The organism is Pontibacter rufus (assembly GCF_015694705.1).
GTDB classification, from domain to species: Bacteria; Bacteroidota; Bacteroidia; order Cytophagales; family Hymenobacteraceae; genus Pontibacter; species Pontibacter rufus.
In genome coordinates this window covers 222,062-242,359 of the sequence record NZ_JADQDR010000008.1, presented here as the reverse complement: position 1 = coordinate 242,359, position 20,298 = coordinate 222,062, and the positions used below count along the sequence as shown (strand labels likewise).

General features: G+C 50.9%; 12 protein-coding genes. 9 read left to right on the top strand and 3 right to left on the bottom strand.

Going from position 1 to position 20,298, the window contains the following annotated elements; translation table 11 throughout:
- Positions 1 to 66 precede the first annotated feature (66 nt).
- Both I2I11_RS14860 and I2I11_RS14855 read left to right on the top strand, forming a co-directional pair.
- Complete coding sequence (locus I2I11_RS14860) at positions 67 to 1,080, top strand: zinc dependent phospholipase C family protein (protein ID WP_196268512.1); 1,014 nt, start codon at positions 67 to 69, stop codon at positions 1,078 to 1,080.
- 156 nt (positions 1,081 to 1,236) lie between these two features.
- Complete coding sequence (locus I2I11_RS14855) at positions 1,237 to 1,638, top strand: response regulator (RefSeq protein ID WP_196268511.1); 402 nt, start codon at positions 1,237 to 1,239, stop codon at positions 1,636 to 1,638.
- Between the two features lie 78 nt (positions 1,639 to 1,716).
- Here I2I11_RS14855 and I2I11_RS14850 read toward each other — a convergent pair whose 3' ends face one another.
- The 3 genes from I2I11_RS14850 to I2I11_RS14840 form a co-directional block, all read right to left on the bottom strand.
- Complete coding sequence (locus tag I2I11_RS14850; RefSeq protein WP_196268510.1) at positions 1,717 to 3,483, bottom strand: chloride channel protein; 1,767 nt, start codon at positions 3,481 to 3,483, stop codon at positions 1,717 to 1,719.
- 151 nt (positions 3,484 to 3,634) lie between these two features.
- A complete protein-coding gene (locus I2I11_RS14845) occupies positions 3,635 to 4,450 on the bottom strand; it encodes a DsbA family oxidoreductase (RefSeq protein WP_196268509.1) in 816 nt (271 codons plus the stop codon).
- A 19-nt stretch (positions 4,451 to 4,469) separates the two neighbouring features.
- On the bottom strand, positions 4,470 to 5,414 hold the full coding sequence (locus tag I2I11_RS14840; protein WP_196268508.1) for a manganese catalase family protein: 945 nt from the start codon (positions 5,412 to 5,414) through the stop codon (positions 4,470 to 4,472).
- 407 nt (positions 5,415 to 5,821) lie between these two features.
- Between I2I11_RS14840 and I2I11_RS14835 the strand changes: the two genes are divergently transcribed.
- From I2I11_RS14835 to I2I11_RS14805, 7 genes are all read left to right on the top strand, one after another.
- The gene (locus tag I2I11_RS14835) at positions 5,822 to 8,626 is read left to right on the top strand and encodes a DUF4961 domain-containing protein (RefSeq protein WP_230680315.1); all 2,805 of its coding nucleotides are present in this window, start codon (positions 5,822 to 5,824) and stop codon (positions 8,624 to 8,626) included.
- 373 nt (positions 8,627 to 8,999) lie between these two features.
- Positions 9,000 to 11,579: a cellulase family glycosylhydrolase gene (locus I2I11_RS14830; RefSeq protein WP_230680314.1), complete on the top strand. Its 2,580-nt coding sequence runs from the start codon at positions 9,000 to 9,002 to the stop codon at positions 11,577 to 11,579.
- Between the two features lie 221 nt (positions 11,580 to 11,800).
- A complete protein-coding gene (locus I2I11_RS14825; RefSeq protein WP_196268506.1) occupies positions 11,801 to 14,185 on the top strand; it encodes a glycoside hydrolase family 2 protein in 2,385 nt (794 codons plus the stop codon).
- 360 nt (positions 14,186 to 14,545) lie between these two features.
- A complete protein-coding gene (locus I2I11_RS14820) occupies positions 14,546 to 15,694 on the top strand; it encodes a galactokinase (protein ID WP_196268505.1) in 1,149 nt (382 codons plus the stop codon).
- A gap of 110 nt (positions 15,695 to 15,804) precedes the next feature.
- Positions 15,805 to 16,830 (top strand): UDP-glucose--hexose-1-phosphate uridylyltransferase, encoded by a 1,026-nt coding sequence (locus tag I2I11_RS14815; protein ID WP_196268504.1) that lies wholly within the window; start codon positions 15,805 to 15,807, stop codon positions 16,828 to 16,830.
- Positions 16,831 to 16,884: 54 nt separating this feature from the next.
- Positions 16,885 to 18,516, top strand: a complete 1,632-nt coding sequence (locus tag I2I11_RS14810) for a sodium/sugar symporter (protein ID WP_196268503.1) — start codon at positions 16,885 to 16,887, stop codon at positions 18,514 to 18,516.
- A 174-nt stretch (positions 18,517 to 18,690) separates the two neighbouring features.
- A complete protein-coding gene (locus tag I2I11_RS14805) occupies positions 18,691 to 20,295 on the top strand; it encodes a DUF6377 domain-containing protein (protein WP_196268502.1) in 1,605 nt (534 codons plus the stop codon).
- Positions 20,296 to 20,298 lie beyond the last annotated feature (3 nt).

Genomic DNA, 20,298 nt, shown 5'->3' with positions numbered 1-20,298 from the left:
AAGGCTTGCAAGGATATCAACGGCCGGGTTAAGTTATAGACGCGGCCCATTTTTACAATTGAACGAATGAAGCGTTTCCTGTCTAAAAAAATCATTTTTACAGCAATAGCCCTGTTTGGTGCCGTGCCTTTGCTGTTTGCGTGGGGGGCATGGGGGCATCAGCATATCAACCGTGCTGCCGTGTTTGCCCTTCCTGCGCCGATGCGTACCTTCTTCTACAATCACCTCGATTTTATAACCGAAGAGGCTGTTGTGCCGGATTTGCGCAAGTATACCATCAACGACAAAGCTGAGTTCAACCGTCACTTCATCGATCTGGAAGCTTATGGCGATAACGCGGTACAAAGCCTCCCCAAAACCGCAACAGAGGCCAAAGCACAGTTCAATGCCGAAACCCTGGAGGACAATGGCATCCTGCCCTGGTATATACAGGAAATGACGGAGAAACTGACGCAGGCGTTTAAAGCGAAGCGCAAATCGGAAATCCTGTTTTTAGCCGCCGACCTGGGCCACTACATTGCTGACGCACACATGCCGCTTCATACATCCATCAACCACGACGGGCAGGCTACCAACCAGCGCGGCATTCATGCTTTCTGGGAGTCGCAGTTGCCCGAGATGTTTGGCGGCACTTATAACCTGAACGCAGGCGAGGCCCGTTATATCGAAGATATTACCGCCGAAACCTGGAACATCATCGCGCACAGCAACAGCCTGGCCGACTCGCTGCTGCAGGTAGAGCTGCAATTAAAAAATACGTACCCGGAGGCGCAGATTTATGACAAAGATTCTGTGGGCGCAGTGGCCAAAAACAAGTATAACCAGCCGATGCATACCCAGGCTTACGCTGCCGAATACCACAAGCGCCTGCGCGGTATGGTAGAACGGCAGATGCGGCAGGCTATTGCCGAAACGGCAAGTTACTGGTACACAGCCTGGGTAAACGCCGGTCGCCCCGATCTTTCCGGTCTGGACCCTGAAAGCCTGACCAAACGCAACAAAAAGTTCCTGAAACAAGACCTGAAACTTTGGGAAAAGCAGGGCAAGGTCAGAAACGTAACATCAGAAGCTGAGTTTTAAGAAACTATACTTCAGGCGGTATTCCGTTCCGTGCAATTTCAGGATGCCGCCTGTACCTTTTTGTACTAAAAACACAGGCGGAAGCGCCGGCAGAAAATAGCGGTGCAAAGCGCCCTGACAAGGGCACAACATTTATACTATACCTAGGCGCAATACATGTATAAAAGAGTTTTTATTGTGGATGATGATGAGGTAAGCATTTTCCTGACGGAGGCAACGCTGGATTTTGAAGCGTTTGCAGAAGAGTACCAGAGCTTTATGAGTACCAAAGATGCTATCGACGCCTTGCTGGCGAACATAGACGGTACCTCGCCGCAGCCCCTGCCGGAAATAGTTTTCCTTGACCTGAACATGCCCCTGATGAGCGGCTGGGGACTGCTGGATGCCCTGGCACCTTACGAGCAGCAAATTATCGACAGCACCCGGATTTTTATACTTACTTCCTCCCTGGATGCGCAGGAGGTAAAAAGGGCCGGTAAGTATAAACTTGTTACTGATTTTTTGGAAAAGCCCCTGAGCGATACAACTATTCAGAAGCTTAAGAAGCAGGCTCAGTAAGTTGCCTGCAAGCAGCGCAAGCACAGGCAGCAAAGCGATACCTGTGCTGTGCCCATACCTCCCTAAACTACTGTACTCTCAGAAAAAACGGTTCACACGGGTCAGTTCGTTGCGGTACTGCGATAGGAGCCTGCTCTTGGAAATAAACCCTTTAAACTTACCATTCCGCACCACGGGCAAAGACCACAGCTTGCAGGCATCAAATTTTGCCAGTACTTCGGAGGCGGGTTCGTCAATATCCACAGTAACGGTGGGCGGATGCATCAGGTCGCGGGCAAGTATGGTATCATAGTTAGAGATATCGCCAAGGCGCTTGCGGAAATCGTTGAGAGAGATAATGCCTTTCAGGTTTCCGCGCGAATCGAGTACCTGCTGCAGGTCTTTGCTTGAATTGGAAAAGTTTTCTACCACCGTCCGGAATGTAGTATCTTCCTGCACAGGCAGATCGTCCTCCTCCATTAGCTGCCTTATACTTAGCTGGTTCAGCAAAATCCTGTCTACGCGCAATGCTTTGCCCTGAGCCTTGGGTTGCTTCACGTTCTGGCGCAGGTTCTCCACATAATATTTCAGGAAATAGGAAACAGCGCAAACCAGCATCAGCGGCACGAAAAGCTCATAACTCTGCGTAATTTCCGCTACCAGGAATATAGCAGTTACCGGCGCGTTCATAATGCAGGCAAAAATACTGGCCATGCCCAGGAACATATACGTAGCCTGGTTGAGTCCATAAAAAGGAAACGCCAGTACCGCCAGTTTGTAAAAAAAGAAGCCCATAAAGCCCCCGGTGATAATGGATGGCGCAAAATAGCCGCCTTCGCCACCGGAGTTTACGCAAATACCTGTGCTCAGCGGCTTGGCCATCGTTATCAGGAAAAAGTAGGCCAAAGTAACCCAGGTGGTGTTGGGCAGCGCTGCCAGCGGCGAGTTAAACAACAGCGATCGCTCCTCCGATTTCAGCAGGGCATCTATACTTACATATCCCTCGCCATACATGGGCGGCAGCAGAAAGATAATGCTGCCCAAGGCAATGCCGCCTGTCAGTGCGCGCAGGTAATCGTTTTTAATTTTGGAGAAATAACGGAAACAGAAGCTGTATGTCCGCAGCAGGTAGCTTGACATTAGCCAGCCCAGCACACCCAGTAAAACCACCAGCGGGATCTGCTCATAGGCAAAATCTGTAATAGGCACCTCAAACCGGAACTCCTGCCCCATGATAAACTCGAACAGGATTTTACCGGTAGCCGCTGCCACCAGCAGCGGAATCAGCAAGGTGGGCGTAAACTCCGGCAGTATGGTTTCGAGGGCAAATATAAAACCGCCCATCGGTGCATTATACACAGCCGAAATGCCTGCTGCCACGCCACAGCCAACCAGCAGGGTACGCAACCGGTACCCCAGCCCCAGTATCTGGCCCAGGTTAGAGCCTACTGCCCCGCCGTTGGTAATAATAGCCGCCTCCACGCCCGAACTTCCCCCAAAACCGATGGTAAGCCCCGTCGTGATAAATTTGGAATAAATAAGCCTGAGCTTGATAATGGATGATTTCTTTTCAATGGCCTCTATTACGCTGCGCGCACCATTAAAATGGGCGGTTTTGCTGAATATGTTGCGGTTGAGGAAAGTAACCAGCAAAAAGCCGATGAGGGGCAGCAGGAAGTATAGCAGCTGCGGGGCGAAGTATACCGCATACTGCTCAAAATAAAATATGATTGTTTTGATAAGTATGGCCGAAAGCCCTACTATCAGCCCAACTACCACGCTAAGTATAAAAGGCAGGATACGGTTATTGCTCTGGCTTCGGCGCCATCTGAAAAAAGCGAGCTGGTAACGGTTTAGTCTGCTCATAATACCTCTGCAGCGGATGCTGTTGTTATGGACAGGCGAATGTAGTAATTTTTAGCATCTGGTGTTTATCAAACTATATGGCGCCTGCACTATCAGCATAATTATACTTCTTCGGAGTTCCAGTTATAAAGCCAGGCAACAGAAAAAGCAATCAGGCTTTTGCTGCCGAAGAACTGGTAGCCTCCTGGCCAAGCGCTTCCTGCACTTCCCTGTCGGTGGCGCCTGCCCAAAAGCGGCGGTAGCTTTCGGCGTCTGTGGCCTGTTGCACGGGTTGCAGTTCCGGGGCAGCCTGCCCGAGGGCGGTTACCAAAGCGTCATAAGGCCTGTAGCCCACTATCATTACGCCCGTTTGTCCGGGTTTGCTGATGGTGAGCGTGGGATAGCGGCCAATGAGATGGTAGCGCACCTGCTGCAGATCCTCCTCAAAGGCTTTCCGCGCCACCTGCCCGGTAAGTTCCCGCTCAAAAGCAGTATAGTCCAGCAGCTCCGGCTTGCTTTCCGAAAGTTCTTTTGCCACATCCAGCAGTACCTCGCGTTTAGCAATGTTGCGGCCCTGCAGCATCACGGCCTCGCGTACGCGGCGCAGGTACATCTCCTCGGCTGCCGGCGACTGCAAGCCTGCACTTTTCACAGCCATGCAAGCCGGATAGGAAGAAGCAGGCGGATCAGTAAACCATATTTTATCCTGCAGGGGCATACCCGACAAATGGTGTACTTCCAGCCACATTGGCCCCATCTGCACGGGCCTGCTTACCGAGTTCATCGGATCAGTATAGCTGCTCCAGTCCGGTATAAGGCCAGCCATACGGTATCGCCATTTCACCTGGCTGCCATATTCGTAGCGCAGCCTGCGCCATTGCGGCTCAAAACCCCAGCTCCAACAACAAAGCGGGTCGGTGTAGACCTGAATCTCCACCGACCCGTTATGTTTTGAAGTATTATTAACTTCGTTCTCGTTTTTCGTCATAAATAACGCTCTCAGCAGCTTAATAGCCGTTTTGCGGATAAGTGCTCCACTCGTTCTCACCTTTTGGCACGGCTGCCTCTATTTTGGCGCTGCGCTCTTCGCTGAGTTGTTTGTTCATGGCCTCTACGCTTTCCTGTGTGCGGCTGGTACCTTCAATCTCCTTATCCAGCAAGCCGTTGGTTTCAATTACCTGGCGCAGCGGGTCATGTACATACTGCCATGTTTCCCCCATTTTGGGGCTAGGGCCTTCGTTCCAGGGGCCACGCACATCCGCGCCGTTCGACATGTTATAGTATGTATTGCTGTATCGCGGATCACTCTGCAACACTCCGGGCGGGAAGTTTGGCTGGATAGAATCCAAGGCAGCCTCAAACATCTGGAAGTGTGCCACCTCACGCGTCATCAGGAAGCGGAGCGTTTCTTTTACGTAAGGGTCATCGGTGAACTGTAACAGGTACTCATATACAATTTTGGCGCGCGATTCTGCCGCCATATTAGAGCGCAGGTCCACAGTCAGGTCGCCATTGGCTGTTACATAGGCTGCGTTCCAGGGCACACCCTGGCTGTTTGTTAAGGTTGGGCCTCCGCCGCTGAGGGCAAAAAACTGCGGATTTACCATCGCCTCGTGTATGAAATTTTCCTTGGCCGATTTGCCGTCCAGCAACTGCATGATTTCTGATTCTTCTGCTGATTTCTTCAACTCACCGCTGATACCGCCCAGCAGCATCTGAATGGTAGCGCCTACAATCTCCAGGTGGCTGAATTCTTCTGTGGCGATGTCCATGAGTAAATCATACTTATCGGGGTGTGGCTGCCTTGCCGGAAATGCCTGCACAAAATATTGCATGGCCGCTTTCAGCTCGCCGTTTGCGCCGCCAAACTGCTCCAGCAGCAGGCTGGCAAATTTTGGATCGGGCTTCGAAACCCGGGCGTTAAACTGTAATTCTTTTACGTGATAAAACATACGTTCTCTCCCTTTCTTTATTAAGTTTGTTTAAAGTCAATAGCACGAATTTTAAGAACGAGGGGAGGCTGTCTTTCGTTACGCTCATCTGCTTTTATCCGGTTGAACGATCATTTCGCAGAATAATATGCAGAGCTGCCCGGCTTAAATTGCATTAAAAAAGCAGGCTATCAGGCCATACCCTGGTATAGAAACAAATAATACTTTACTGTGTGGTGTGCTTTTGTTATGCTGCAGCATTAAAATTCACCATAGAATCTTGCTACCTTTAGCGCTATAACTACGGCTCCGTGATGCGGAGTATAAGTGCGAAAATTAATCATGCTTGCCTGGAAAGCAGTATAGAGCGGGGACTTTCAAATATCGGGTCTTTGGTACGTTTTCTTTTGCCTGCTTACGACATGTCTATGCGAAAAATCTACTTACTGCTCTTTACCTTCCTCCTGCTGCCCCTGTGCCTGATGGCGCAGGTCGTCACCACCAGTCCTGAATTTCCGACTGCCGACAAGGAAGTAACCATTACGTTTGACCTGTCGAAAGCCAAAGACGCACGCGCCAAAGGGCTGCTGGGCAAAACTGATGATGTATACCTGTGGTCGGGCGCAGGCACGACAGCTACCGGCGAAGCTTTTGAATACCAGCCCACCGGGCAGACAGACTTCAGCAAACCTTTTGCACCGGGCAAAATGACCGCGCTGGGCAACGACAAGTGGCAGATAACGCTGGTGCCGCGACAATACTTCGGGGTTCCGGCCGATAAACCTATCCGCAGGCTGGGGGTGTTGCTGAAGAGCGGCGACGGGAAAGCGCAGACCGAAGATTTCTTCATCACCGTGTATGACGACAAGCTGACTATTGCGTTTACCAATCCTGCAGAGAAGTCCTTTTACGTGGATGCAAATGCAACTATAGAAATCAGCGCCGTTGCCTCCCAAAAGGCCACCCTCATGCTGAAGGCAGAAAATACGGTGTTGAAAACGGTGGAGGATGCCGATGCCATCACCTATACTTTAAACACGGGAACAGATGCCGGAGCCGAAAAGGTAATAACCCTCGAAGCTGCCACTGCCACCGAAATGGCTACGGCCAGCTTCGCTTATACTATAAAACCACAGCCCACCGTGGCCGCGCTTCCTGCAGGCATTGTGGACGGCGTAAACTACATCAGTCCCACCAAAGTCATCCTGTCCCTGTTCGCATCCGGTAAAAGCTTTGCATATGTTATCGGCGAGTTCAACAACTGGACGCCTTCTGCCCCATACCTGATGAACCGCACCCCCGACGGCAACCGCTACTGGATTGTGCTGGATGATTTGCCGGCCGGTGAGGAAGTAGCGTATCAGTACCTGGTGGATGGCACCATTGCCGTGGCTGACCCTTATGCGCAGAAAATCCTGGACCCAGACAACGATAAGTACATTTCCGGCACCTCCTACCCCAACCTGAAACCATACCCACAGGGCGCTACCGGCATCGTATCTATAATGCAGACAAATCAAACGCCTTATACCTGGAAGGTACAGGACTTTAAGCGGCCGGAAGTGGAAACAATGGTCATCTACGAGCTGCTGGTGCGCGACTTTGTGGAAACCCAGAACTATACGACGCTGGCCGATACGCTCTCTTACCTAAAGCGCTTAGGTATAAATGCGATTGAGCTGATGCCGGTAACGGAATTTACCGGTAATGATTCCTGGGGCTACAATCCTACCTTTTACTTTGCTCCCGACAAGGCCTATGGTACGGCGAAAAACCTGAAAGCCTTCATCGACAAATGTCACGAAAACGGCATCGCTGTGATACTGGACATGGTGCTGAACCAGGCCGATTATGAGTTTCCGTACGTGAAGCTGTACTGGGATGGCAACAAGCCCTCGGCTGATAACCCATACTTCAACCAGCAGGCCACGCACCCCTACAGCGTTTTCTTCGACTTTAACCACGAAAGCCCCAACACGCAGGCTTTTGTAGACCGGGTTACTACATTCTGGCTGGAAGAATATCATGTGGACGGCTACCGTTTCGACCTTTCCAAAGGTTTTACGCAGAAAAACAGCGGCAACGATGTGGATGCCTGGAGCGCTTACGACGCCAGCCGCATCGCCATCTGGAAACGCATTTATGACCACATCCGCGCCGTAGACGAAACTGCTTATGTGATACTCGAGCACTTTGCCGTGAACGAGGAGGAAAAGGTGCTGGCCGACTATGGCATGCTGTTCTGGGGCAACCTGAACTACGATTACCGCAATGCCGCAAAAGGAAACGAAGCTAATCCAAGCTGGATATCTTACAAGGAAAGAGGCTGGGAAAACCCGAACGTGGTAGGTTACTTGGAAAGCCACGACGAGGAAAGGTTGCTGTACGATGTACTGCAGAACGGCCGCTCCAACAGCAGCTACAACACGCGTGATTTAAAAACAGCCCTCAACCGGTCGAAGCTGGCAGCGGCTTTCTTCCTGCCTATACCTGGCCCCAAACTTATTTGGCAGTTCGGGGAACTGGGTTACGATGTGCCTATCAACGAAAATGGCCGCACCGGGCGCAAACCGCTGCACTGGGAATACCAGCAAAATGCCGACCGCGGAAAACTCTACGACGTGTATGCCGCCCTCATCCACCTGAAAGAAACACAGCCGGCCTTCCGTACCGAAGATTTCACGCTTTCGCTGGATGGATACATAAAGCGCATTACCCTGAACGACACAAGTATGACCGTGTACATCATCGGTAACTTTGATATCCAGAAGTTGTCGGTGCCTTCCGGCTTTCCGCAGGCCGGCAAATGGTATGATTATTTTACAGGCCAGGAGCTGAGCGTCAGCAACACCGCCGAAACGATTGTGCTGCAGCCGGGCGAGTTTCACCTGTATACCACCAAACCGCTGCCTGCCCCCAAGCCTGATTTAGTGCCCTGGCAGCGCGTGGTGCTGGCAGCCAAAGACGAACTGGCCGACAATGCCAACATGCTCGTTTACCCCAACCCGTCGCAGGACAAAGCTTTTGTTGAGCTGTCGGATGCGTACCGCGGCGAAGTATCGATGCAGCTCACCAACCTGACAGGCGCTATACTCCGCACGGTAAAAATGCGGAAAAGCACGGAAACCCTGACACAGCCGCTAAACCTGCAGGGCCTGGCTGCCGGCACTTATTTTTTACAGATACAGACAGGCGAAAAACGCATGGTCAGGAAGCTGGTAAAACTGCCCTGATTATACTTTACAACTGACGTTACGCACCTTTACTTTTTGTCCCCTTTGAAGCTCATCTTGCAGGGAAAAATGAAAGCATATAGCTGGTGCGAGCTTGCAGCTCGTACCTCCGCTTGTATACCAGCTTTAAGCAGATTTTTGTTATTTAATCTGTTGTAGAGCGACTATACAGAGATGGCGGAATGCACTCCTTGATGAAAAAAGGTACGAGCTGCAAGCTCGCACCAGCATCAAAAGCAAAACTGAGGAGCGGCTGTAGCGTTTTACTATTTTTTCCTGCAAGATTACCTTCCAAGGGGGACTTTTCAGCAAGCGTATAAACAAGAGATTTCGCATACTTTTGCGTAACGTTAGTACTTAAAACATTAGATAAATGAGGAATTGGATAAAAGCAGCTTTTAAGGCTTTGTTTTTAGGTGTACTATTAAGTATAACGAGTACGCACGTGTTCAGCCAGAAGCGTAGCGGCGTATACGTGGATAAAAAGGGCGTGCTGCGCTGGGAGAAAACCAACAAAGAGGCCGCCTTCTTCGGTGTAAACTATACCGTTCCTTTTGCCTACGGCTACCGCTCGCACAAAGCCCTGCACGCAGACCTGGAAAAAGCCATCGACAATGATGTATACCACATGGCCCGGCTTGGGCTCGATGCTTTCCGGGTACACGTCTGGGACACCGAGATAACGGATTCAGTGGGCAACCTGCTGGAAAACGAGCACCTGCGCCTGTTCGATTACCTGGTGTACAAGCTGAAGCAGCGAAATATTAAAATCCTCGTCACGCCCATCGCTTTCTGGGGGAACGGCTACCCGGAAAAGGATGAGAAAACGGCAGGTTTCTCCAGCATCTACAACAAACAGCAGGCACTGGTAACAGAGAAAGCCATAAAGGCACAGGAAAATTACCTGAAACAGTTCTTCCGCCACGTAAATCCCTACACCAAACGCATCTACGGCCAGGACCCCGACGTAATTGCCGCCGAAATAAACAACGAACCCCACCACAGCGGCCCAAAAGCCGGAACCACAGCATACATTAACCGCCTGGTGAAAGCTATCCGCAGCACCGGCTGGAGCAAACCTGTTTTCTACAACATCAGCGAGTCACCCACTTATGCCGATGCGGTGGCCAAAGCGGATGTAGATGGTTTCAGTTTTCAGTGGTACCCCACGGGGCTGGTAGCAGGCCATACCTTGCAGGGCAACTACCTGCCCAACGTGGACACCTACCGCATCCCGTTTGACACCATTCCGGAGTTTGCAGGAAAGGCCCGTATGGTATATGAGTTTGATGCGGGCGATGTGATGCAGTCCGATATGTACCCGGCTATGGCGCGCAGCTTTCGAGGCGCGGGCTTTCAGTGGGCCACCCAGTTTGCCTACGACCCGATGGCTACCGCCTATGCCAACACCGAATACCAGACGCACTACCTGAACCTGGCCTATACGCCCGGCAAAGCCATCAGCCTGCTGATTGCCTCCAAAGCTTTTCACAAATTGCCCCGCCTCAAAAGTTACGGTACTTTCCCCAACGATACTGTTTTTGATGTGTTTCGGGTGAGTTACAAAGAGCAGCTGAGCGAGATGAATACGCCGCAGGAATTTTACTACTCCAACACCACCCGCACCAAACCGGCAGATGCCGCCAAACTCGAACACATTGCCGGTGTAGGCAGCTCGCCGGTAGTGGAGTATGAGGGGCTGGGCGCCTACTTTATAGATAAACTGGACAAAGGCGTGTGGCGGCTGGAAGTGATGCCGGATGCCATTCAGGTCAGCGACCCTGTTGCCAAAGCCTCTCCCGCGAAAACCGTTACCCGCATTCAGTGGCAAACGCAGCCCATGCAAATCAGCCTCCCCGACCTGGGCGAGCGCTTCCACATTAAAGGCCTGAACCAAGGCAACAGCTACGATGTGCAAGCTAAAACAGGAAACTTTAAAATCCGGCCCGGCACATATCTTTTAACCACAAAAAACAAAAGCTCCTGGAGCGGAAGCAGCGGGTTGGGTGCCATTCAGTTAAATGAATTTGTGGCTCCTGCGCCTGCTATCTCTGGCCCCGTTGTGGTACATCAGCCTTATCAGGAAGTATCAGCAGGGCAGCCTTTTACTGTGAAAGCAAAAATTGTTGGGATAGACACCACCGCTAAAGTAACGCTGCTGATGAACAACACAAGCGCTGTCTGGAAGACGATACCGATGGAACGCACTGCCGCCTACATGTACCAGGCAGAAGCACCCGCCGACATCGCTACGCCCGGCCTGGTAAACTATAGAATTATGGTGCAGCAGTCCGACAGCGCATTTTATACTTTCCCCGGCAACCACAAAGGCAATCCTTTTGCCTGGGACTATTACCAGAACGACACCTGGCAGACGTTTGTGGCGGCCCCTAACGGTGCTTTGGAACTGTTTAACGCCACCACCGACCGCGACGTGTACGTATACCCGAACCTGTGGAAAAGCGACGAGCGGCAATTGATAACAGCAGCACAGCCCGGCCAGCTTATACTTCGGCTGGCAGTCAAAGAACTGGGTGGCGAGCGTGTACTTGGTTTTCAATCATACTTTGCCAACAAGGTAAAAGGCAGGCAATCGGAGCTTGCCTCGTTTGATAAACTGGTCGTGAAAGCGCGTACCGGCAATGCCGCGCCGGTGCAGGTAAAAGTGTCCCTGATAACGGATGATGCCTCCGCCTATACAGCATACATCACCTTAAACAATCATTTTCAACAAATTGAAATTCCGCTGCGTAGCCTGAAGCCGGCTCCTTTTATCCTGTTGCCGCGGCCATACCCCGGTTTCCAGCCGTTCTGGTTTAAGCCGGGCAGCGTAGAGCCTTTTAACCTGAAACAGGCAGAGAAGTTGGAAATCACCATTGGCGAGAGCCTGACTCCGGCAGATGCTAAAAAGCCGTACAGCCTGGAGGTCGAATCGGTATGGCTGGAGAAGTAAACCTGTTTTCCCTTCTGTCATTCTGGAAGAATTTTGGTGGAAGGGAGATAAACGCTGCTGGTGCGAGCTTGTAGCTCGTATCCTTTTTATAGCTTGCAGTTTGATACGAGCTACAAGCTCGCACCAGCGGAGGCTTTACCAAATAGAGGAATGTTGTTTTAATTAAGCTCCCAACTTAACACGAATTCATACTTGTATACTTTAGGCATTTATCTCAATCTATGTCCAGAATAATCACACTGCTTATACTTGGCAGTTGCTTTCTTTTTAGCTGCGCCTTGCAACATAAAACCGCCATCAGCACATCTGTATCAGAAGGTTCTGATGTTACCATTTTCAACGATAACTGGCAGTTTGTGCGGGATGTTGACACCACACGGCTAACTGATATAACGTGGCAGCAGGTATCGCTGCCGCATACGGCCCGCATCGAAGCCATCGAAAAGAAAGAACAGCAATGGCAGGGCACCGCTTTTTACCGCAAAGCTTTCACGTTGCCGGCTGCAGACAAAGGCAAACACATCGCTCTAAAGTTTGAGGCGGCTATGCAGGTAGCCGATGTATACCTGAACGGCAAACACGTGTTCCGGCACCTGGGCGGCTACCTGCCTTTTACCGTCGATATCTCTAACGACGCAAAATTCGGCCAGGAAAATGTTGTTCTGGTAAAGCTCAACAACGAAGACAACCCACAGGTGGCGCCGGGCAAACCCCTCGCCGACCTTGATTTTAACTACTACAGCGGCCTGTACCGCAATGTATACCTCATCACCAAAGACAAATTATACATCTCCGACCCTGTGGCCGCCAACCGTGTGGCTGGCGGTGGCGTGCTGCTGCACTACGATACTGTAAGTCAGCAAGAGGCCCGGCTGCTGGTGCAAACAGAGGTCAAAAACGATTACCAAGAGGCAAAGCAGGCGCAAATCCGCACTATACTTAAAGATGCACAGGGCAACGTAGTGGCTGACGCGCTCTCTGCGCCCACGGACGTAGCGGCAGGCACTTTTGGCACCATCAAACAAACCCTCTCCATCGCCAATCCTTCGCTTTGGTCGCCGGACAAGCCATACCTGTATACCCTGACGGTGGAACTGGTGCAGAATGGGAAATCGATAGACCGCATGAAACTGGAAACAGGTATAAGAAGCTACCACTTTACGGCTGATGCCTTTTACCTGAACGGGGAAAAGCTTTTTCTGCGCGGCACCAACCGCCACCAGGAATATCCCTACATTGGCTACGCTCTGTCTGATAATGCGCAGTACCGCGATGCTTATAAGATAAAGGAGGCCGGCTTTAACTTTGTACGATGCTCGCATTACCCGCAATCGCCTGCTTTTTTGGATGCCTGCGATGCACTGGGCATTCTGGTGATGGATGCCATACCCGGCTGGCAGTTTTTCGGGGATGAAGTATTTCAGAAAAACAGCCTGCAGGACGTGCGCGACATGGTGCGCCGCGACCGGAATCACCCATCAGTTATACTTTGGGAAGCCTCTCTGAACGAATCAGGTATGACGAAGGAATACATGGAAGCATCGGATAAAGCGGTGCACGAAGAATTGCCGTTCCCGCACATATACTCCACCGGCTGGATAGATTATGCTTATGATGTGTTTAACCCGGCCCGCCAGCATGCCAAAGCGCCCGATTACTGGAACAAGTATGACAAACAAAAACCGCTGCTGATTGCCGAGTATGGCGACTGGGAATATTATGCCCAGAATGCGGGTTTCAATCAAAAAACGTATGCCGACCTGACCGAAGAAGCGCGCACGTCGCGGCAGTTGCGCGGCGCCGGGCAGAATCGCATGCTGCAGCAGGCGCTCAATTTCCAGGAAGCCCACAACAGCAACCTGCAGGGCCCGGCCATAGGCGACGCCAACTGGCTGATGTACGACTACAAGCGCGGCTATGCCCCTGACATCGAATCTTCCGGCATCATGGACATTACGCGCCTGCCCAAATTCGCTTACTACTTTTACCAAAGCCAGGCGGGGCCGAACCTGGCAGCGGAGGCACAATTTGGCAAACCAATGATTTTTATCGCCAATTACTGGAATGACCCGACGCTGAAAACGGTGAAAGTATACAGCAACGCCGACGAAGTGGAACTGCTGCTCAACGGCAAAACAGTAGCCCGCCGGCAACCGGACAAGGACACCTACTCTACTAACCTAAAGCATCCGCCTTTTACGTTTGAGCTGCCACAGTACACGCCCGGCACTTTAACGGCCATTGGCTATATCAACGGGCAGAAAGCAGTGCAGGCTGAGCAAAGAACACCCGGAAAGCCTGTCAGGCTGGAGCTAAGTATAGATAAAAGCGGTAAAGCATTAACAGCCGGTACCAACGATGTAGTTTTTGTTTACGCCCATATTACGGACGTGCAGGGTACGGTAGTGCCGGACGCCACTAACCCGGTTACGTTTACCGTAGAAGGCGATGCTGAAATAATGGGTGAAAGCACGATAAACGCCGAAGCAGGCATAGCTGCCATACTTGTAAGGGCTGGTAAATCGCCGGGCACCATCAGGATTTCGGCCAGTGCTGCCGGCCTGGAAAGCGGAACCGCGACCGTAGAGGCGCTGGCTGTGGAATAGGTTAAGCCACTGAACCGGACACATCAGCCTTATACTTTCGAGAAATACAGCCAATTATTTATTCCCGAAAAGCTAAGTTTAGCTTTTCCTTTTCTATCTTGCCTTTTATAAACTTAGCGGGTTCTGAAGAGGCAATCGCCATTTATACTTTGATTCGCATTTGTTTTACATGAGAATCCGTTAAGCAAACTTTTATACTTTAAACTGTTTCGCCGGTGTTGCCTTTATACTTAGCCCATTAACGCTTCAATACCATCAGGTATTTATCTGATTTTGTAAATCGCTAATGAGATTATTAATCATAAAATTTCCCTGAAAACGACCTGCAGGCAGGTTAGTTAAAGCAAAAACTTTATACCGATGATAGACGATATTAAAGCCAAATTTGAGGCCCTATACCAGCAAAAGCCCCAGCTCTTCCGCTCACCCGGACGTGTAAACCTCATTGGCGAGCACACCGACTACAACAACGGCTTTGTGCTGCCCGCCGCCATCAACAAAGAAATGTATTTTGCCTTAGCGCCTAATGGCACAGGCACGTTCCGGGCTTACGCTTATGACCTGAACGAAAGCGCCGAGTTCGCCCTGGACAGCATCAGTCCCTCCGATATCAGCTGGGCCAACTACCTGCTGGGCGTGGTGGCGCAACTTCAGAAAGCCGGTTATACTGTGCCCGGGTTCGATGTGGTTTTTGGCGGTAATGTGCCTATTGGGGCAGGTTTATCCTCTTCAGCAGCGGTGGAGTGCGGCCTGGCATTTGGCCTGAATCATCTTTTCGGCTTCAACCTGAAGAAATTTACGATGGTGAAGATGGCCCAGAAAGCCGAGCACGAATACGCCGGCGTGATGTGTGGCATCATGGACCAGTTTGCCAGTATGTTCGGCAAGCAAAACCACGTGGTAAAGCTCGACTGCCGTTCGCTGGATTACGAATACTATGACTTTGACATGGCCGATTACCGCATTGTGTTGTGCGATACGCAGGTAAAACATGCACTGGCCTCTTCGGAGTATAACACGCGCCGCCAGGAATGCGAAGCCGGCGTAGCCATACTACAGCAACACTACCCGGAAGTGCAGAGCCTGCGCGATGCCACCATACCTATGCTGGCGCAGCACCGGCAGGAGTTTGATCCGGTGGTTTACAGGCGCTGTACTTATGTGGTAAGCGAAAACAACCGCGTGGAGGAGGCGTGCCGTAACCTGCAGAAAAATGACATGCACGCCTTCGGTGAAAAGATGTATGCCTCGCACGAAGGGCTGCAGCACCAGTATGAGGTGAGTTGCCCAGAGTTGGATTTCCTGGTAAATCAGACCCGGGAATCAGATGCGGTACTGGGCGCGCGCATGATGGGCGGCGGCTTTGGCGGCTGTACGATTAACATTGTAAAAGTAGATGCCATTGATGCCTTTAAGCAGCAGATGGAGCAGGCTTACCAGCAACAGTTTGGCGTGCAGCTCAGGACATACATCGCCAGCATTGTAGATGGCAGCAGCCTTGTATCTTAATCCGTTATATTTTCCACATTGTTTAATTGCCAAACTTTAAGATTCAATCTCAGCAATTCACAGTACAAGGAACAGGTATTTAATCATTTAACAATCAACAATTACTTGCCATGTCGTCGTTTAACTTAGCAGATCATCCGCACCGCAGGTATAACCCACTGAGCGGGGAATGGGTATTGGTATCGCCGCACCGCGCCAAGCGCCCGTGGCAGGGGCAGCAGGAAGAAGTACCGGCAGATACCCGCCCGGCCTACGACCCGACCTGCTACCTGTGCCCGACCAACGTGCGGGCCAATGGCGAGCGAAACCCGGATTATACCGCTACCTATGTTTTTGAGAATGACTTTGCAGCGTTGCAGCCCGGCACACCCGACGGCGCTTTGCAAAACACAGGCTTGCTACGGGCCGAAAGCGAACGGGGCATCTGCAAGGTCATCTGCTTCTCACCGCAACACAACCTCACGCTATCGGATATGGATGTAACCGCCATCAAGCAGGTGGTGGACGTGTGGCAGCGGGAGTATGAGGAACTGGGCGCGCTGGATTTTATCAACCATGTGCAGATTTTTGAAAACAAAGGCAGCGTGATGGGCAGCAGCAACCCCCACCCGCACGGGCAGATATGGGCCCAGCGCTCTGTGCCTGCCGGGCCAGCCAACGAAACCAGGCAGCAGGCAGCCTACTTTGCAGAGCACCAACGCAGCCTGCTGCAGGATTACGTAGCCCAGGAGCTTTCGGAAAAAACCCGGATTATCCTGGAAAATGAACACTTTGTCGTGCTCGTACCGTTCTGGGCTGTCTGGCCTTTCGAAACAATGATTATCAGCAAGCGCCATTTCCAGCACATCGGACAGATGGGAGAGGAAGAAAAGCTTGCTTTTGCCGATGCCATCAAGCGCCTGTCAGCCGTTTACGACAAAGTGTTCAACGTTTCGTTCCCCTATTCTTCGGGCCTGCACCAAAGCCCCACAGACGGACAGGCGCACCCGGAATGGCACTTCCACATGCATTTTTACCCGCCGCTGCTCCGTTCCGCCTCCGTTAAAAAGTTTATGGTTGGCTACGAACTGCTCGGCGAACCCCAGCGCGACATTACCGCTGAAACCAGCGCAGAACGCCTCCGCAGCCTGATTTAAATGCAAACTATTACATACTTATAGCCCTCCATATACTTACAGCTTTAAGCACTCATGAGCACGCTCGATTACATCGTATTTCTGGTATACTTTATCATTGTTTCCAGTTATGGCATCTACATTTACCGCAGGCACCGCAGACAGGAACATGATTCTAAGGACTACTTCCTGGCCGAAGGGTCCCTTACCTGGTGGGCCATCGGAGCATCCTTAATTGCGTCCAACATTTCAGCAGAGCAATTTATCGGTATGTCGGGCTCGGGCTTTGCGATGGGGCTGGCCATATCTACCTACGAATGGATGGCGGCTGCCACACTGCTGGTGGTAGCAGTTTTCTTTATCCCTATTTACCTGAAGAACAAGATTTACACAATGCCGCAGTTTCTGTCACAGCGGTACAACGATACAGTGAGTACCATTCTGGCGGTGTTCTGGCTGCTGGTATACGTGTTTGTAAACCTGACTTCTATCCTGTACCTGGGAGCCTTGGCAGTAGAAACCGTATCAGGCATCGACTTTACTTACTGCCTGTATGGCCTTGCTATTTTTGCAGTTTTTATTACGCTGGGCGGCATGAAAGTAATTGGCTATACCGACGTTTTCCAGGTGCTGGTGCTCACGCTGGGCGGCCTGGCCACTACTTACCTGGCGCTGGATCTGGTAGCAGATCAGTTTGGTGGCAGCGGGGTGCTCTATGGCTTTAATATGTTGCAAGAGCAGGCTGCCTCCCACTTCCACATGATCCTGAACGAAGGGCAGCTGATGATGCCGGATGGACAGGGCGGGGTGCGCGACGCTTACATGGATTTGCCGGGCTTGTCGGTACTGATAGGAGGTATGTGGATTGTAAATCTGAGCTACTGGGGCGCGAACCAGTATATTGTGCAGCGTGCATTGGGCGCCAACCTGCCTACTGCCCGGAGCGGCCTGCTGTTTGCTGCTTTCCTGAAGCTGTTGATGCCCGTTATTGTGGTATTGCCGGGTATAGCGGCTTACGTTTTGTTTAAAGAAGGTATGTTTCAGCAGGAAATGGTAAATGCAGCCGGACACATAAAGCCAGACCATGCCTACCCGGCTTTGCTGGATCTTCTGCCAACCGGCCTCAAGGGCCTCTCGTTTGCAGCACTTACCGCAGCTATTGTCGCTTCGCTGGCGGGTAAGGCAAACAGTATTTCCACGATTTTCGTGCTGGATATTTACAAGAAGTTCCTGTACCGCGGCGCCTCCGAGAAGAATCTTGTTAACATGGGCAAGATCATTATTGTGGTGGCCATGATGATTGGTATCCTGGTGGCGCCTGCACTGCGCAGCCTCGACCAGGGATTCCAGTACATCCAGGAGTATACGGGCTTTATATCACCGGGCGTATTGGCTATCTTTTTACTCGGCTTCTTCTGGAAGCGCACTACCTCGCTGGCCGCTATCGTAGCAGCTGTGCTCACCATCCCGATGTCTACGTATCTGAAATTCCAGTATCCGGAGATTCCGTTCCTCGACAGAATGGGCATCGTGTTTGTGCTGCTGGTGGCGATTATGGTAATTTTAACCCTGCTCGACCCTAAAAGCAAGCACAACCCCAAAGGGCTGGATATTGACGCCTCCATGTTCAAGCCGTCGCTCTCTTTCGTAATCGGAGCAATTATAATTTGTGGTACACTGGCCGCGCTTTATACTGCCTACTGGTAATCCAGGTATAAAGCTTACTCCTATTTCGGCATAACCAGAGGGCAGTTCACCGGGCACAGATGCTACGGTTGGGCTGCCCTCTGGTTTTCAGGAGGTACTTATAATTTCCTTCAGATATAGTATATTGCTTCCAGGTAAGGCTTTGATAACCTGCCGCAATCATTACCCGACTGTATGAAGTTATTTTCTCTTTTACTACTGCTCCTGCTCTATTCCGGAACAGCTCTTTGCATAACAGACACTGATAGCCTGCTCAATGAGCTGAGCCACACGATAGAAAACAAAGAAGTATACAGCAGCAGGAAGGAAGACAGAATCAAAAACCTGAAGCAGCGCCTCAACAGGCAAGAGAAACTCTCCCTCCCGGAGCAATTCGAAGTATACAACAAGCTCTATGAGGAATATAAATCATTCAAGTTCGATTCTGCTTTCATGTACGCACAAAAGCTGCAGGGTATAGCCGGCCAGCTAAACGACACCACGCGGGCAACCTACGCTAAAATAAAGCTGAGCTTCATCCTGCTGTCATCCGGGATGTTTAAAGAAACACTGGACTCGCTCAATTCAGTTGAACTGGCACACGTGCCGGATAGCACCAAGGCAGATTATTATGCCCTCAAGGCGCGCGCTTATTACGACCTGGCCAACTATAACATGGACAATTATTATGCGCAGCGCTATATTACCAGCGGCAACAGGTACCTGGATTCGGCTATTGCGCTGGCTTCTCCCAACACCCCGCAGTTTTACTCGCTGAGCGGGTTCCGGAACCTTAAAGCCGAAAACTTCGACGAAGCAGCACATGATTTCCGGCAGGTGCTGCAAACCTATCCTCCTTCGTCACACGACTATGCCATAGCAGCGGCTTCGCTGGGCAACGTGTACAAAGCAACCGGCAATATTGAACAGGCCATTTACTGGATGGCCAAAGCATCTGTAGCAGATATTAAGTCGAGCACCAACGAGGCGGTGGCGCTCATGAGCCTGGCAGAGCTGCTGTATAAGCAGGGCGATGAGAACAGAGCATATACCTATATAAAACAAGCCCTGAAGGATGCTACTTTTTACGGGGCCAGGCAGCGTAAAATACAGGTAGCGGCTATTCTGCCTATTATAGAAGGAGAAAGACTGACAACTGTTGAAAGCCAGCGCAGGCGCCTGTTCCTGTATGCTGCTGCTGTCACGCTGCTGACGGGGCTGGTCGTACTATTTGCCATTATCATCTTCCGGCAGCTAAAGCGCCTTAAAATGGCTAAACGCGCTATAACAGAAGCAAACAATGATCTGCATGAGCTGAATGATCACTTGGTGGAAGCAAACAAGATCAAGGAAGAATATATTGGTTACTCCTTTAATGTATACTCTGAGTACATTGGCAAGCTCGAAAAGTTTAAACGCTCAATAGACAAAAAGCTGATGGCCAGAAAGTATGATGACATCCCTCATGTTTTAAAGTTGGTTAACCTCAAGAAAGAAAGGGCACTGCTGTACCAGAGTTTCGACAAGGTTTTCCTGAAGCTTTTTCCGGATTTCGTTTCTGAATTTAATGCATACTTTCACGAAGAGGACAAAATCATACCCAAAGATCACGAGTCGCTGACGATAGAACTGCGGATATTTGCCCTGATACGGATGGGTATACATGAACATGAGCAGATTGCAACTATCCTGGAGTATTCGGTAAACACGATTTATACTTACAAAACAAGGGTTAAAAACAGGTCCATACTTCCGAATGAGGAGTTTGAGAAAAAAATCATGGCCATAAAGGCATTTTAGACA

Excerpts from the sequence above, each read along its gene's own strand:
- I2I11_RS14810 (WP_196268503.1), top strand. The coding sequence starts at position 16,885 with ATGAGCACGCTCGATTACATCGTATTTCTGGTATACTTTATCATTGTT.
- I2I11_RS14860 (WP_196268512.1), top strand. The coding sequence starts at position 67 with ATGAAGCGTTTCCTGTCTAAAAAAATCATTTTTACAGCAATAGCCCTG.
- I2I11_RS14815 (WP_196268504.1), top strand. The coding sequence starts at position 15,805 with ATGTCGTCGTTTAACTTAGCAGATCATCCGCACCGCAGGTATAACCCA.
- I2I11_RS14805 (WP_196268502.1), top strand. The coding sequence starts at position 18,691 with ATGAAGTTATTTTCTCTTTTACTACTGCTCCTGCTCTATTCCGGAACA.
- I2I11_RS14850 (WP_196268510.1), bottom strand. The coding sequence starts at position 3,483 with ATGAGCAGACTAAACCGTTACCAGCTCGCTTTTTTCAGATGGCGCCGA.
- I2I11_RS14845 (WP_196268509.1), bottom strand. The coding sequence starts at position 4,450 with ATGACGAAAAACGAGAACGAAGTTAATAATACTTCAAAACATAACGGG.
- I2I11_RS14825 (WP_196268506.1), top strand. The coding sequence starts at position 11,801 with ATGTCCAGAATAATCACACTGCTTATACTTGGCAGTTGCTTTCTTTTT.
- I2I11_RS14840 (WP_196268508.1), bottom strand. The coding sequence starts at position 5,414 with ATGTTTTATCACGTAAAAGAATTACAGTTTAACGCCCGGGTTTCGAAG.
- I2I11_RS14830 (WP_230680314.1), top strand. The coding sequence starts at position 9,000 with ATGAGGAATTGGATAAAAGCAGCTTTTAAGGCTTTGTTTTTAGGTGTA.
- I2I11_RS14835 (WP_230680315.1), top strand. The coding sequence starts at position 5,822 with ATGCGAAAAATCTACTTACTGCTCTTTACCTTCCTCCTGCTGCCCCTG.
- I2I11_RS14855 (WP_196268511.1), top strand. The coding sequence starts at position 1,237 with ATGTATAAAAGAGTTTTTATTGTGGATGATGATGAGGTAAGCATTTTC.
- I2I11_RS14820 (WP_196268505.1), top strand. The coding sequence starts at position 14,546 with ATGATAGACGATATTAAAGCCAAATTTGAGGCCCTATACCAGCAAAAG.